This window comes from Neobacillus fumarioli NBRC 102428 (genome assembly GCF_001591485.1).
In the GTDB taxonomy this organism is placed as follows: domain Bacteria; phylum Bacillota; class Bacilli; order Bacillales; family Cytobacillaceae; genus Neobacillus; species Neobacillus fumarioli.
Map to the genome: position 1 here is coordinate 1 of NZ_BCUZ01000013.1, position 15,018 is coordinate 15,018.

A 15,018-nucleotide genomic window follows, 5' to 3' on the forward strand; every position below is an offset into this window, starting at 1 on the left:
AAAAAATCTAACCTGTCAACTCGACCCCAAGCATTTTTTTACAGTCGACCAGTTTCCTCAATAAATAAAAATAAGGATTTCTAAGATTAAAAGGCACCATCATACATCAGGCAGAAAACCTTCCAACCTTGAAAACCCTTTATTTATCAGTATTTTGAACACTCCTATTTCTCAACCCTTGACATCAATACTACCGTCTCAACATGCATCGTCTGCGGAAACATATCCACCGGCTGCACTTCTAACGTTTTATACCCGCCGTCTTCAAGGATCCGCAGGTCACGGGCTAAGGTGGATGGGTTGCAGGACACGTAGACTATTCTTTTCGGCTTCATCTCTAAAATGGTTCGCAGCAGGGCTTCGTCGCAGCCTTTGCGCGGCGGGTCTACCACTAATACATCGGCGGCATTTCCTTGTTTATACCAATTCGGGATCACAATTTCCGCTTCTCCGGCAGTGAATTCGACGTTCTCTATTCCGTTTAATTTGGCATTCCGTTTTGCATCTTCAATCGCTTCAGGTACGACTTCCACCCCGAAAACCTTTTTGGCCTTTTGGGCTAAGAATAGCGAAATGGTGCCAATGCCGCAATAAGCGTCAATGACGCTCTCCGTGCCACTTAAATCAGCATACTCAAGTGCCTTATCATACAGCACTTTTGTCTGTACCGGATTTACCTGGTAAAAGGATAAAGCGGAAATGGCAAATTTGACATCACCAATATAGTCGTAAATGAATTCATTCCCCCATAATACTTTCGTCTTTTCCCCTAAAATCACGTTTGTCCGTTTTGAATTGACATTATGAACAATTGATTTTACTTTGGGCAAGCGGGAGATGATTTCCTCGACCAGTTTATTTTTATGAGGTATATCTGCTGTTTTGGTAATGATGACAACCATGAGCTCACCAGTCTGCTTCCCAAACCGAGCCATAATATGTCTTAAGACCCCTTGATGAGACTCTTCATGATACGCAGGAATGCTTAGCTCACTGCAAATTTCCTTTACAGTCTGTATGGCTTCATTGACTTCCGGGAGCTGGATGACACTTTCATCCATGTCCACGATTTCATGGCTTCTTGGTTTAAAAAAGCCGGCGATCAATTTGCCGTCTTTCTCACCGACAGGCACTTGGGCTTTATTGCGGTAGTGCCATGGGTGATCCATTCCTATAATTGGATGGACCACGACATCTTCCAGTTTGCCAATGCGGGAAAGCACTTGACGGACTTGATTTTCTTTATATTTCAGCTGGCCTTCATAGCTGATATGCTCCAACTGGCAGCCGCCGTATTTATTTTTTTCAGTTGCAGGAATATCTACACGGTACGTACTTTTTTCGTAAAGCTCGATCAGGCGGCCAATTCCGTAGCTTTTATTCACCTTAATTACTTTCACTTTGGCTTTTTCACCTGGCAGGCCGTTCGGAACAAACAACGGGTAACCTTCTACTTTCGCCACGCCTGCTCCATCATGGGTTAAATCTTCAAATACAACATCTATATAATCATTTTTATTGACCGGCAATGTTCTCTTCATTTGTTTCTTCCTTTTCTCGATTTTGACTAGCAAGATTGTACCATACAATGGCAGGAAATACGAAATGGACGGTTGTTCGACCGCTAAAAAGCAAGAAGACGCCTCCATTGGGGAGACGCCTCAAACATTATTCCTTCATTGCCGCAACTTTTTCTTTCACTTCTTCAATATTTTTCATCTTATTGCTCCAACAGTTTTGGCTCAGGTCAACAGGATATTCTTCAGGATTCATGGTACGCTTATATTCCTCCCAAAGGGAATTTAGGTTTTGTTTCAAGTATTCCCGGGATTCCTCTAAAGATGGGATGTTATAAATGAGCTTTCCATTGACAAAAATATCTTCATGGAGTTCTTTTGCTGTAAAGTTGGTGACGACCTTGTTAATGTACGTATGCGTCGGATGGAACATGTGAAGTCTTTTTTCCGGCAGCTTTTCATTTTCCAGCGCCACGTAGTCACCCTCAGCATGGTTGTTTTTATTGTTAATAATGCGATAAATCCTCTTTAAACCCGGGGTCGTTACTTTTTCCGGATTGGAGGAAATTTTAATCGTATCTTCCATCTTGCCATTTTCATCTTCAATGGCGACCAGTTTATACACAGCACCAAGTGCTGCCTGATCATAAGCTGTGATCAGTTTCGTGCCGATTCCCCAGCTATCAATTTTGGCCCCTTGCGCCTTCAAGTTGATAATCGTATACTCGTCCAAATCGCTTGAGGCAATAATTTTAGCATCTTTAAATCCTGCCTCATCCAGCATTTTCCGTGCTTCCTTTGATAGATATGCAAGGTCACCGCTATCGAGACGAATTCCAATAAAATTAATTTGATCGCCAAGCTCTTTTGCTACTTTGATCGCATTTGGCACGCCAAGGCGAAGCGTATCATATGTATCTACTAAGAAAACACAATCCTTGTGGGTTTCGGCATATTTATGGAAGGCAGTATATTCATCTTTGTAAGCTTGTACCATTGCATGGGCATGGGTGCCTGACACCGGAATGCCAAACATTTTGCCGGCCCTTACATTACTTGTCGCATCAAAACCGGCGAGGTAAGCTGCTCTTGTTCCCCAGACGGCGGCATCCATTTCCTGCGCCCTTCTTGTCCCAAATTCCATTGCAACATCATCGCCAACGACCTGCTTTATTCTGGAAGCCTTCGTAGCAATTAATGTTTGGTAATTCACAATGTTAAGCAAGGCGGTCTCGATCAATTGTGCTTCAGCCAGCGAGGCATCCACTCGCAAAATCGGCTCATTACCGAAAACTAGCTCTCCTTCTTTCATTGAGCGAATCGTTCCCGTAAAACGAAGGTCTTTGAGATAGGCTAAAAAATCTTCCTTGTAACCTACTTCATTTTTCAAATATTCTAGATCTTCTTCGCTAAAACGGAAATTTTGAATAAATTGAATGACTTTCTCCAGACCGGCAAAAACAGCATAACCATTTCCAAACGGAAGCTTTCGGAAAAAAAGCTCAAAGACGGCACGTTTCTTATGGATTCCATCCCGCCAATACGTTTCGGCCATATTAATCTGGTAAAGATCCGTGTGCAGTGTAAAGCTATCGTCATGATAAGTTCTCATAATCGGTCCTCCGGAATACTATTGCAACTTTCAAGCGTATCTCCATCATACCATTAAAAAGGCTATCTAACCATAGCACCAAGCGATTGTGCAAAATGCCCAAGGGCCCACTCATGTCCTGCTTGATTAAAAGACGCAACAGCATCTTTATAAATCACGATCTTAAAACCTTTATTATACGCATCGACAGCTGTATGAAGTACACAAATATCGGTGCAGACACCTACAAGATGAATTTCTGTGATTCCCCGCTCGCGTAATTTTAGTTCCAGATCCGTGCCGGCAAATGCAGAGTATCTCGTCTTATCCATTAAGACGACATTGCTGCGCAGTTTGTTTTCCTCATAAACTGCCTGAAGGCTGCCATATAAATGCCGGCCGGAAGTTCCTCTCAAGTTATGCGGTGGGAATAATTTCGTTTCCGGATGATATTCGTCCCCCTTATCATGGACATCAATTGCGAATACAACATAATCTCCATTATCAATAAACTCTTTTGTCAATGCAGTGATTTTCCCTTCAATCTCCTGTCCCGGCTTGCCGCAGGTTAGTGCCCCATCATCCGCCACAAAATCATATGTATAATCGATATTAATCAAAGCTTTCATTCGCCCATCGCTCCTTCCATTGTCTTGACAACGATCTTTTTTCATTATACATATTTTTCAAGATAGCTGGAAGAAAAAATGATGGATCGAAAAAAAGCCCGCTCCTTCTGGGGAACGAACTTTTTTCAACTATATCTTTGCCCAGTAACCCAGTCAGTCGGCCGATCGTTCGGGCGAATATTATTCAGCGGAACGAATACCTCTAAATGACGGTATAAGTTTTCAAATTCTGCCGGCAGCAGACCACCAAATTCTCCGTCCAAATTTAATTGCACTTTTTCTTCAGAATAAACTTTAATTCTGTTTGCCTGTGTATAAATGATATTCGGATCATGAATATGCTCTCCCCTTAATGCCAGGGAAACGACCCGAATAAACTCAGCGAGGTTTACCTTTTTTAAAATTAACAGGGAAAACAAGCCGTCATTGATGGAGGCATCAGGAGCAAGCTTCTCAAATCCGCCAATGGAATTGGTCAATCCGACAAGAAACATCATGACCTCTCCTTCAAACAGCTTTCCGTCATATTCTATCCGAAGATCTGACGCTTTAATGGAAGGCAGCATTTCAATACCTTTTAAATAATAAGCAAGCTGGCCAAGCAGTGTTTTTAGTTTGCTTGGTACTTCATATGTCAGCTCTGTGATTCTTCCACCGCCAGCAATATTGATAAAATATTTATCATTAATCCGTCCGATATCAACAGGAATCAGATCCCCTTTGGTAATAATATCAACAGCTGTACCGACATCTCTCGGAATTTGCAAAGCCCTGGCAAAGTCATTGGTTGTTCCGGCCGGAATAATGCCTAATTTAGGCCGGTACTCCTGTTCCGCGAGACCATTTACCACTTCATGAATTGTTCCGTCGCCGCCCGCTGCAATGACAACATCATACTGACGCTCAACCGCCATTCGAGCAGCATTTGTTGCATCACCAGCACCTGTCGTTGCATGACAAGAAGCTTCGTATCCGGCTTTCTCTAATTTTTCAAGGATGTCCGGCAGCTGACGCCTGATCAATTCGCGTCCTGAAGTGGGATTGTAAATCAGTCTTGCACGTTTCATCATCATCATCCTATTTCTGAAGTCACATTTCCTAAGATTATATTCTATCAGCTATGAACGACGCTTACAATATAACCAAGATCCAGTCAAAAATGTCCATCTTATATAATACCTTTGTTTTATTTTTTTGCAATAAAAGAAGGAGCAACTATCAAAAAAATTGTCTCCTTCTTTTATTGCCAATTTAAAGTTCTTGGGTTGCTTTGAGCCAGTTGACAGAGTAGATGAATAGATCCTTATTTTAAAAGCAACGAAATAATGCTGTCTGCTACGGTTTGCCAAATAGCTGGATCTGTTTGATAGGATGCAGAAAGGCGCTTGTACATGGCCATTTGCTTTTCTTGAAAGTCTGGAGAATCATTATCCGGCAAGGCAGCACGTTCTTTGTCCACCCTCGCCTGTATTTCTGGTGCACGCGGCCCCCAAACCCCCACTTCAACACCATCTTGGTTAATAAAAATAAAGATGGGAATGGCCCGTGATGTGCCATTTGTTAAGTATTGGTCCATCAGTTCAAGGTTTTGGTCACGAAGGATAAAGCGAACATCAATTTCTGCTGTTTCAGCGATTTTTAATAAAATTGGATTGTTTAACATTGCATCCCCGCACCAATCCTCTGTCAATACGATTGCCCGTAATTTACGCGGACGTAACTGTTCAAGTTGGTGTTTATCAGCATCTCTTAATGAGAATTGGTTAAGGATGCTTAGCATCTCCTGTTTATTCCGATTCATAGATTGGATATACTCATCTGCTGTCAACCCTTTTTCAAACCATGCATTTAAATCCATACCATGTCCTCCTTTCGTTTACCTTTATATTATAAGTTTTTCGGGAACTGTACCATTGGAATGATTTGATAGATTTCATTATGAAAAACCATAAAAGCATTTTTTTATAAAGGATTTTTTAGTTCATCTGAAGAAAGAATATTCCGAAGTATTCGATAGTAGCAGTGTTTTGAGTAGGTTTGTCAATAATATCGTAAGGAGGAGGATTTATGGTTCCACAAAGAGTAAGCTTGCTGACAATTGGCGCTTTTGATTTACCAGCTCTTCGGTCTTTTTATAAAGGGTTAGGATGGGAGGAGACTGAAATTAGTTCTGATGATTATGCCGTTTTTAAAACTGCCGGTGTGCTGCTTTCATTGTTCCCTGTCCCAGAACTGGCCAAAGATGCCGGCATTGAAATAGCGCAATCTATTGATTCCTATCGGCCTGTTACCTTTGCTATTAATGTAGAATCTCCCGACCAGGTTGACGATGTGATTGAAAGCATCAGAAGGGCAGGAGGTAAAATACTTCGGGAACCAAGCGATGCTTTTTGGGGCGGCAGGACCTCCTATTTTGCCGACCCTGAAAATAATCTGTGGGAGGTTGCCTGGAATCCTAGTTCCGTTTTCGATGAAAGAGGTGGAATGATTTCGTTCTAGTTTTATATTGATTAGCTCTTTTTTCTTTATGGCTTCGGGCGCCTATCATTCTTATGGCATCCTGGGCCTTTTTTGCTCCATGCCTTCCCCATCAGCCCTACTTCTGCCCCTTCTTTTTTATTAAACAAACGTTTGGTTAAATGGCTGCTGATCCCTGTTCGATCAATAAATTCTCATTTAAATTCACCTTGAAATTTGTCGTTTAAAAAAATAAACAAACGTTTAATTAAACTGACATTTTGCTCATTTCTATAAAGATTTCTTCATCCATTTGGATAAAAAAATTGTCGGTAACTACTCCTTTAATTTGGATTTCTGATGAAATTCAGCAGTTTTTCTCTATTTATAGGCATTTCGACAAATATTCCTTCTAAGCAAACGTTTGAGTAAAAACTTCCCCAACCCGCAACAGTAAAGCTTTTTTCCCGGGAAATTCCATAAACCATGTCGAAGATTTCCTCGACTTTTTTCACACAGAAAAACTGGCAGATGTAAATCTGCCAGCTGATTAACCTATCTTTTATCCAATTCTTGCAACAGTAATTTGTTCGCCATTTGCGGATTGGCCTGTCCTTTTGTCGCTTTCATAATCTGGCCGACAAGGAAGCCGGTAGCTTTCGCTTTGCCACCCTTGAAGTCCTCAATCGATTTCGGATTGTGATCAAGTACCTCTGAAATAATTTTCAAAAGTGTTCCTTCGTCGGAAATTTGCACAAGACCTTTTTCTTTCACAATTTGTTCAGCATTGCCGCCGTTTTCGATTAATTCCTTAAAGACAGTTTTGGCAATCTTAGAGGAAATTGTTCCGTTTTCGATCAGCTTAATCATGCTGGCAAGGCCTTCTGGCGTTAATGGAACCTCCTCAAGCTCTTTGCCTTCTGCATTTAAATAGCCGGAAACTTCGCCCATGATCCAGTTGGAGGCCTGTTTTGCGTCGGCTCCTGCGGCCACAGTGACTTCAAAAAAATCTGCCATTTCTTTCGTGACGGTCAGTACTTTGGCATCATAAACAGGCAGACCGAGCTCCTCTACATAACGTTTTTGCCGTTCATCAGGGAGTTCAGGGATTTCTGCACGAATCCGTGCCTTCCAGTCTTCGTCAATATAAAGCTCTAGCAAATCCGGTTCCGGGAAGTAACGATAGTCATCGGATCCTTCCTTGACTCGCATTAGGATGGTCGTTCCCGTTGCTTCATCAAAACGGCGTGTCTCTTGCTCAATTTTTCCACCGCTCAGCACAATTTCCCGCTGCCGCTTTTCTTCATATTCCAGCCCTTTACGGACAAAGTTGAATGAGTTTAAGTTCTTCAATTCCGTTTTTGTGCCGAATTCCTTTTGACCGACTGGGCGAATGGAAATATTGGCATCACAGCGGAGCGAGCCCTCTTCCATTTTGCAATCAGAAACACCTGTATATTGGATAATGGATTTTAATTTTTCCAAGTACGCATAAGCTTCATCAGGTGTACGAATATCCGGCTCTGACACAATCTCAATGAGCGGCGTTCCCTGGCGGTTGAAGTCTACCAATGAATAACCTTTGCCGTGGTTCAATTTACCTGCGTCTTCTTCCAAGTGAATTCTTGTAATGCCAATTTTTTTCTTATAGCCATTCACTTCAATTTCAATCCAGCCGTGCTCGCCAATCGGCTGGTCAAATTGTGAGATTTGATAGGCCTTCGGATTATCCGGGTAAAAATAGTTCTTACGGTCAAACTTTGTATGTGTTGCGATTTGACAGTTCAAAGCCATTGCTGCTTTCATGCCAAACTCCACAGCTTTTTTATTCAAGACTGGCAGAACACCCGGATAGCCAAGATCTATAACAGATGTATTAGAGTTCGGCTCGGCACCAAAATGGTTTGGACTGGCTGAAAAGATTTTAGATTCTGTTTTTAGCTCTACATGAACCTCTAGTCCAATGACTGTTTCAAACTCCATTATTTCACCCCCTCTAATTGCGGCTTTTGTTTATGGTAATCTGTTGCCTGCTCAAACGCATGAGCGACACGGTAAAGGAGCGCTTCATCAAAATGTTTGCCGATGATTTGCAGACCTAAAGGCAGCCCGCCATCAAAGCCGCACGGCACAGAAATAGCCGGAACACCTGCCAAGTTTACTGGAATGGTTAAAATATCATTCACGTACATGGTCATCGGGTCCTCGATGTTTTCGCCAATTTTAAAGGCAGGAGTTGGGGTTGTCGGCCCAATAATTACATCGTAATTGGCAAATACATTTTCAAAGTCTTGTTTAATCAATGTACGTACTTTTTGTGCCTTTTTATAGTAAGCATCATAGTAACCGGAACTTAATGCAAACGTTCCAAGCATAATCCGCCGTTTTACTTCATCGCCGAAGCCTTCCGCTCTTGTCTTTTTATACATATCCAAGAGATTCTCAGCATCCGGTGTCCTGTAACCATATCGGACACCATCGAATCGAGCCAGGTTGGCGGATGCTTCTGAAGATGACAGTAAATAGTAAGTGGCAAGCGCATATTTAGAATGCGGCAATGACACTTCTTCCCACACGGCTCCGTGTTTTTCAAGAACCTTTAAGGCATCCAGTACAGACTGGCGGACAGATTCCGCCACCCCTTCACCAAGATACTCTTTCGGAACGGCTATTTTTAATCCTTTTACATCACCTGTCATGGCTGCTGCAAAGTCCGGTACTTCCACATTTGCCGAGGTAGAATCCATCGGGTCAACGCCGGAGATCGCCTGCAGGAGATAAGCATTATCCTCTACCGTTCTCGTTATAGGCCCGATTTGGTCCAGCGAAGAAGCAAATGCCACAAGACCGAAACGGGAAACACGGCCATATGTCGGCTTTAATCCGACAACGCCGCAGAAAGCCGCAGGCTGGCGGATGGAACCTCCAGTGTCTGAACCAAGTGAGAATAGCACTTCACCGGCCGCGACCGCTGCAGCAGAGCCACCTGAGGATCCGCCTGGTACCCTTTCTAAATTCCAAGGATTATAGGTCTTTTTGAAGCCTGAATTTTCATTGGAAGAACCCATGGCAAACTCGTCCATGTTTAATTTGCCAATCGTAACCGTTTCAGCCTGTTGCAACTTTTGCACAACGGTGGCATCGTATATCGGATCAAAATTTTCTAGAATTTTGCTGGCACAGGTTGTCCGAAGCCCTTTTGTGACGATATTATCCTTAATTCCAATCGGCATGCCGAACAACAAGCCTTTGGCGGAATCTGATGCCAGCTTGTCATCCATAACTTTTGCCGTATTTCGTGCCTGTTCTTCATCTAATGTTAAGAAAGCCTGAACCTTGTCCTCTACTTGTGCAATTCGCTTAAAGGATTCTTCAACAAGGTCCGAAACTTTTAGTTCTTTTTTATGTATCAGCTCATGTAAATCTGAAACTTTATGATCGAATAAACTCACCTTTCTATCCTCCTCTTACTCCCCTAAAATTGCCGGTACTTTAAATTGCCCATCCTGAACGTTCGGTGCATTTTTCAACACCTCTTCACGCGGCAGTCCCGGTTTTGGCATATCCTCGCGCAAGACGTTTTTCATATCTAACACATGGTAGGTAGGTGCTACATTTTCCGTATCCAGTTCGTTTAACTGTTCGGCAAATGTAATAATGGCATCCAGCTGCTTGGTGAATTTTTCCGTTTCTTCTTCAGATATTGCCAAGCGCGCCAAATTAGCCACATGCTTAACCTGTTCCGTTGAAATTCGTGACATAATAGGTGACCTCCGCTCATTGAATATTCATAATAATGATAATAGCAAACTTTTTTACTTTACCGCAATGATTACTCCTTCATTATGGACAAGAATAAACTATTTTAGAAAAAGGAGCTTATGATTCACAATTCTATCAATCTTTCGACTATAATTAAACGTATAAAAATTAGCATGTTTCTTTTCCCAATTCAACAAAATAAAAACCAAAACTTTAGGAGGAAGCAAAATGGCAGAACACCATTTTCTATTAAAAGTACACTGGCCGGGATTGCGTAATGATGTGGGAGAAATTGAGGCAAAGAATTTAAAAACGAAAGTATCCATCCCCTCGGAAATGGATGGCCCGGGGATCGGTACAAATCCGGATGAAATGCTGCTGGGTGCAGCGGCAACCTGCTATATTATCACCCTTGCTGCGATGATGCAGCGAAGCGGCCTGGAAAAGGAAAACCTAACAATGGAATCAGAAGCGATTGTTGATGTAACAAATGGTATTTTAACTTTTAAAAAGATCATCCATCGACCTCATATCATTTTAAAACAAAATGCATCCGAGAAAGAATTTACGCTGGCACAGAGACTTGCCAAAAAGGCTGAAACCTCTTGCATGATCAGCCGGGCTATTCAGGGTAATGTCGAAATGGAACTTCAAATAAAAATAGAAACTGCGGCCGATTAGCAAAGCGCAAGTCTGCTGTTGTATCTTTTTGTAGGGCTAGACAATTTTCGAAGTCAATTTATACATGATGAATAGGAGCTTGCCATGCAAGCTCCCTGTCATCTTTCATTTGCGTATTTTGTCGGCTTCGTATTTAAAAATCGCTCCCAGACCGTTTGATTGGCGATCTTCTCCATTTCATCAGGCAGCGGTTCAAGTTTCCTTCCTGTTTTGCGTTCGTAAGCTTGTCCAATCAGATAATCGGCAATTTGTGAATTTTTCGGGAGAATCGGCCCGTGTAGATACGTACCAATTAGGTTGTGATAATGTAGGCCCTCTTCACCGCTCTCTCCGTTATTGCCAAAACCATTTACCACTTTGCCAAGCGTCGGGAAATGATGGTAAGTCCTGCCGCCATGATTCTCAAAACCAACGATACGGCCAAATGTTTGAGATTCCACCAAAATATTCGTCATCAGCCTGCTATCTTCCGCTTTCGTGTAAAATGGCAGAATCCCCATGCCGGTTAATTTTTCCCCAGTTTTCGTTTCATAATAATCACCGAGAAACTGATAACCGCCACAGATGGTTAAGCCAGAAACTCCATCTTCTACCCATGCTTTGATTTCTTTCACAAGGGGGGCAAGCCGTTTGGTCGCAATGGCTTGTTCCCTATCGCTGCCACCGCCAATCATAAAAATGTCGCAGCCTGAGTTTTTAGCATCATCAGGGTTCTTGATTTCGACGACCCGAACGTTGATTCCACGCCATTCGCACCGTTTCATTAAGCAAATGATATTTCCTTTGTCCCCATATAGGTTTAATGTATCTGGACAAAAGTGGTACAGGATCAGCTCCAAAGGTTTCCTCCTCCCTTAGATTTTGTTCTTCCGACAAAATGCCAACAAGCGGAGCAAGACAAGTATATGTAGCCATAATATAAGCGGGAGTGTTCTTTCCTTTTGCATGGGTAACAGCCTGTTTTAAACTTGGGATAATGTTGATTTTTTCTTCAGGAATTCCTGCATATTTCATTCGGAGAGCCACATCATGCGCCCGTTTGCCGCTGGCGATAAAACTCTCGACTTCTAGCCGATTGGCCATCTCTAAATCAATATCCCAAATCCATGAAATATCCTCGCCATCTGCAAGATTGTCATTAAGGCAAAAAATCAGCTGTTTTTTCTGTTTTGACTGGAAAAACTCAGACAACGTGACATTCGCTCCAGCAGGATTCTTCACAAGATTTAACCGCCACATTTCGCCATTAATCATAAACTCCTGCATTCTTCCGTCTGCCCTTTGACTCTTAACAAGACATTTCCGAATTTCACTCGACGTCATTTCCAGTTCCTTACATAAACTAATGGCAAATAAGACATTATAAGCATTGTACATGCCTTTTAATGGAGTTACATATTCCTCTCCATCAACAACAAGTCGAATTCCATTTGGACTTTGGATAACTTTTTCGGCGCTTACATCGGTCCTGGGTCTTCCAAACCCGCAAGTACATTGGTAGTGTCCTAACTGGGCAAAATGAATATTACTGTAAGTCAGTTCACTTTGACAGTGAGGGCAATATTTGGACTCACTTACGGAATAATTCGGAAACTGGCAGGCATTTGACGCCAAACCTACATATACATTTTCTTTGTTAAGATCTGAAAACCGATGGACAAACGGATCATCTGCATTCAAAATTAGTTTCACGTCAATCGTTTTTAAAGAATCTTTCATTTTTTCTATTAGCAGATCTACTTCACCATACCGATCCAGCTGGTCACGGAAAAAATTCATCACTACGAGATAATCCGGCGGGCAATCAGAAACTGCTTTAGGAAGACTTGCTTCATCCACTTCCATTACAGCCACATCATTCTTAGCCCATCCTAAAAGAGGAGCATTATGAACCATGGCAGCGGCAATACCTGTAACCATATTCGCTCCCTCCCGATTCGTGATGATTCTTTTTCCTGAACACTCGAGGAGGTGTGCAATCAAGTTTGTGGTAGTGGTTTTACCATTGGTTCCCGTAATATAAACGACAGTGTTTGTATGTTTTCTTAGATGATGCAAAAAACTGCCGTCTACTTTTCTCGCTACCACTCCAGGAATGGTGCTGCCGCTATTTCCCATTACTTTGCTCAATGTCCCAGCCGTTTTTCCCGCCCATATCGCTATTTGTGCTTTCATGTTTATCCCTCCAACGGAAGTGCCAAAATATCTAGATAATTTGGGAACATAAACCAAAGCGGCCACTTCGCTTTGCTTTAGTATTTTATGTACCCATAAGCTTTCTATGACCGTTGGAATTATTATTACTCATTTGGTCAATATTAGATTGTTTAGGTAAATTTGGTTATTCCTCAGTCGAAAGATTTTAGGTCATTACCATATACATTCGACAAATACAAATAAATTCCTTGTTATATCTAGTTTTTTTTCGCTATTTTTATTACCTCTATTTACAAATTTAGCCTTATTTCTTCCCACGTTTAAAAATCTTCTGTAAAATACTGCTACTCTTCTTTCCTTGTGGATAAGGGACATTTTTTTTGGAGAGAAAAATTTCTTCTTTGTCAATTGCGTAGTCCATTGCCAGAACGAGTCCAATATCGGTATCCTGTACATTGTTTGTAACAATTGTGTGGTCAATTTTTAATGTAGATGCCATTTTAATGTACTTGGAAATTTCCGTGTAATTTAAAGTGCCATTTAAAAGCAAACGGGCTTTAGGGTAATCCTTTATATATTTCTCAACCTGTGGATAAATCTTTGCTTCTGCTACTTGCTTTTTGGTTAATGCGACGATAATCCTCTCCCGTAATGTACCTAAATATTTCTTTCGCTCCTCTGGTTTTGTTTCCAGCGGGCCATGCATCCCTTGTTTTAAAACCTCTTCAACGCCAGGCTTTTTCAAAAGAATCAACTCCATATCAAAAGCTATTACTATGTATGAGAATAGGGATCGAAAGGTTCCTTTTTGAAAAATGGTCATTTGAGCTTTTTCCCTTTGAGCAAGTAAACGGCTTCTACGTGCTGGGCACAGTTCTCAAAAAAATCCTTCCCTCGCGATGGAGAGAAGGATTTTGTTTTTCACATTATTTCTGGAATTGAGCTTCTTCAGTTGAGCCTTTCAATGCAGTAGTTGAAGAAGTTCCACCGGAGATGACCATGGATACTTGGTCAAAGTAACCTGTACCAACTTCGCGCTGGTGACGGGTTGCTGTATAGCCATATTGCTCACTGGCGAATTCAGCTTGCTGCAATTCGGAATAGGCAGCCATACCGCGCTCTTTGTAACCACGAGCGAGTTCGAACATGCTGTGGTTTAATGCGTGGAAGCCGGCAAGTGTGACAAATTGGAACTTGTAGCCCATTTTGCCAAGTTCTTGTTGGAAATTCGCGATTGTTTCTTCGTCAAGTTTCTTCTTCCAGTTGAAAGATGGTGAACAGTTGTAGGCAAGTAGTTTGCCAGGAAATTTCTCATGGATTGCTTCAGCAAAGCGGCGTGCTTCCTCAATATTTGGTTCGGAAGTTTCGCACCAGATTAAATCGGCATATGGAGCATAAGCAAGGCCGCGGCTGATTGCCTGATCAATGCCTGCTCTTGTGCGGAAGAAACCTTCCGGTGTGCGATCGCCGGTGATGAATGGTGCGTCATTAAGGTCAATATCGCTCGTGATCAAGTCAGCTGCATTTGCATCTGTGCGAGCTATTAACACCGTCGGAACACCCATTACGTCGGCGGCTAGGCGGGCAGCAATTAAGTTACGTACCGCTGTTTGCGTTGGAAGCAGCACTTTGCCGCCTAAGTGGCCGCATTTTTTCTCGGAAGACAGCTGATCCTCAAAATGAACCCCGGCAGCACCAGCTTCAATCATCGCTTTCATTAATTCAAAGCAGTTTAACTGACCGCCAAAGCCCGCTTCAGCATCAGCCACAATTGGGGCAAACCAGTCAATCGAGTTATCACCTTCTGCATGGTGGATTTGGTCAGCACGCTCAAGTGCCTGATTAATTCGTTTCACAACATTTGGCACACTATTGGCCGGATATAAACTTTGATCGGGGTACATTTGTCCAGCAAGATTGGCATCAGCTGCCACCTGCCAGCCGCTTAAATAGATTGCTTTCAACCCTGCTTTCACCTGTTGAACAGCCTGGTTTCCAGTCAATGCACCAAGAGCATTAATGTAGTCTTCTTCATTTAATAGTTTCCAAAGCTTTTCAGCGCCCCGTCGTGCCAATGTATGTTCAATATCAATGGAACCGCGTAATTTGATAACATCCTCTGCTGTATATGGTCTTGTAATTCCCTTCCAACGTGAATCCATTTCCCAGCTTTCTTGTAATTTAGCGACTCTTACATCTGTCATATTTAATTCCTCCTATTTAT

General features: G+C 42.2%; 15 protein-coding genes. 2 read left to right on the plus strand and 13 right to left on the minus strand.

Annotated features, from left to right (window positions below; translation table 11 throughout):
• Positions 1-164: 164 nt before the first annotated feature.
• From rlmD to BFU02S_RS04245, 5 genes are all read right to left on the minus strand, one after another.
• Positions 165-1,541: a 23S rRNA (uracil(1939)-C(5))-methyltransferase RlmD gene (gene rlmD / locus BFU02S_RS04225; protein ID WP_066367035.1), complete on the minus strand. Its 1,377-nt coding sequence runs from the start codon at positions 1,539-1,541 to the stop codon at positions 165-167.
• Between the two features lie 127 nt (positions 1,542-1,668).
• Complete coding sequence (locus BFU02S_RS04230; RefSeq protein ID WP_066367038.1) at positions 1,669-3,129, minus strand: nicotinate phosphoribosyltransferase; 1,461 nt, start codon at positions 3,127-3,129, stop codon at positions 1,669-1,671.
• 62 nt (positions 3,130-3,191) lie between these two features.
• Entirely contained in the window at positions 3,192-3,737 is a 546-nt protein-coding gene (locus BFU02S_RS04235) for a cysteine hydrolase family protein (RefSeq protein WP_084360982.1), read from the minus strand.
• Positions 3,738-3,862: 125 nt separating this feature from the next.
• Positions 3,863-4,804: a diacylglycerol kinase gene (locus BFU02S_RS04240; RefSeq protein ID WP_066367042.1), complete on the minus strand. Its 942-nt coding sequence runs from the start codon at positions 4,802-4,804 to the stop codon at positions 3,863-3,865.
• Between the two features lie 236 nt (positions 4,805-5,040).
• Positions 5,041-5,595, minus strand: coding sequence for a thioredoxin family protein (locus BFU02S_RS04245; protein WP_066367045.1), 555 nt, complete (start codon positions 5,593-5,595; stop codon positions 5,041-5,043).
• 209 nt (positions 5,596-5,804) lie between these two features.
• Between BFU02S_RS04245 and BFU02S_RS04250 the strand changes: the two genes are divergently transcribed.
• Positions 5,805-6,236: a VOC family protein gene (locus tag BFU02S_RS04250; protein ID WP_066367047.1), complete on the plus strand. Its 432-nt coding sequence runs from the start codon at positions 5,805-5,807 to the stop codon at positions 6,234-6,236.
• Positions 6,237-6,538: 302 nt separating this feature from the next.
• On the opposite strand, the gene BFU02S_RS16960 is transcribed toward BFU02S_RS04250, so the two are convergent.
• From BFU02S_RS16960 to gatC, 4 genes are all read right to left on the minus strand, one after another.
• The gene (locus BFU02S_RS16960; RefSeq protein ID WP_169797573.1) at positions 6,539-6,682 is read right to left on the minus strand and encodes a hypothetical protein; all 144 of its coding nucleotides are present in this window, start codon (positions 6,680-6,682) and stop codon (positions 6,539-6,541) included.
• 67 nt (positions 6,683-6,749) lie between these two features.
• Positions 6,750-8,177: an Asp-tRNA(Asn)/Glu-tRNA(Gln) amidotransferase subunit GatB gene (gene gatB, locus BFU02S_RS04255; protein WP_066367052.1), complete on the minus strand. Its 1,428-nt coding sequence runs from the start codon at positions 8,175-8,177 to the stop codon at positions 6,750-6,752.
• Positions 8,177-9,646, minus strand: coding sequence for an Asp-tRNA(Asn)/Glu-tRNA(Gln) amidotransferase subunit GatA (gatA, locus tag BFU02S_RS04260; RefSeq protein WP_066367053.1), 1,470 nt, complete (start codon positions 9,644-9,646; stop codon positions 8,177-8,179). Before gatA ends, gatB begins: the two co-directional genes overlap by 1 nt.
• A 15-nt stretch (positions 9,647-9,661) precedes the next feature.
• Positions 9,662-9,955, minus strand: coding sequence for an Asp-tRNA(Asn)/Glu-tRNA(Gln) amidotransferase subunit GatC (gene gatC / locus BFU02S_RS04265; RefSeq protein ID WP_066367054.1), 294 nt, complete (start codon positions 9,953-9,955; stop codon positions 9,662-9,664).
• 229 nt (positions 9,956-10,184) lie between these two features.
• Here gatC and BFU02S_RS04270 point away from each other — a divergent pair, with 229 nt between their 5' ends.
• Positions 10,185-10,637 (plus strand): OsmC family protein, encoded by a 453-nt coding sequence (locus tag BFU02S_RS04270; RefSeq protein WP_066367061.1) that lies wholly within the window; start codon positions 10,185-10,187, stop codon positions 10,635-10,637.
• 98 nt (positions 10,638-10,735) lie between these two features.
• Here BFU02S_RS04270 and BFU02S_RS04275 read toward each other — a convergent pair whose 3' ends face one another.
• From BFU02S_RS04275 to aceA, 4 genes are all read right to left on the minus strand, one after another.
• Positions 10,736-11,401, minus strand: coding sequence for a type 1 glutamine amidotransferase (locus tag BFU02S_RS04275; protein WP_169797572.1), 666 nt, complete (start codon positions 11,399-11,401; stop codon positions 10,736-10,738).
• A complete protein-coding gene (locus tag BFU02S_RS16245; RefSeq protein WP_084360983.1) occupies positions 11,343-12,812 on the minus strand; it encodes a Mur ligase family protein in 1,470 nt (489 codons plus the stop codon). Before BFU02S_RS16245 ends, BFU02S_RS04275 begins: the two co-directional genes overlap by 59 nt.
• Positions 12,813-13,098: 286 nt before the next feature.
• Positions 13,099-13,539 (minus strand): YueI family protein, encoded by a 441-nt coding sequence (locus BFU02S_RS04280; protein WP_157075850.1) that lies wholly within the window; start codon positions 13,537-13,539, stop codon positions 13,099-13,101.
• Positions 13,540-13,720: 181 nt separating this feature from the next.
• Positions 13,721-14,998: an isocitrate lyase gene (aceA, locus tag BFU02S_RS04285; RefSeq protein ID WP_066367063.1), complete on the minus strand. Its 1,278-nt coding sequence runs from the start codon at positions 14,996-14,998 to the stop codon at positions 13,721-13,723.
• Positions 14,999-15,018: the final 20 nt, after the last annotated feature.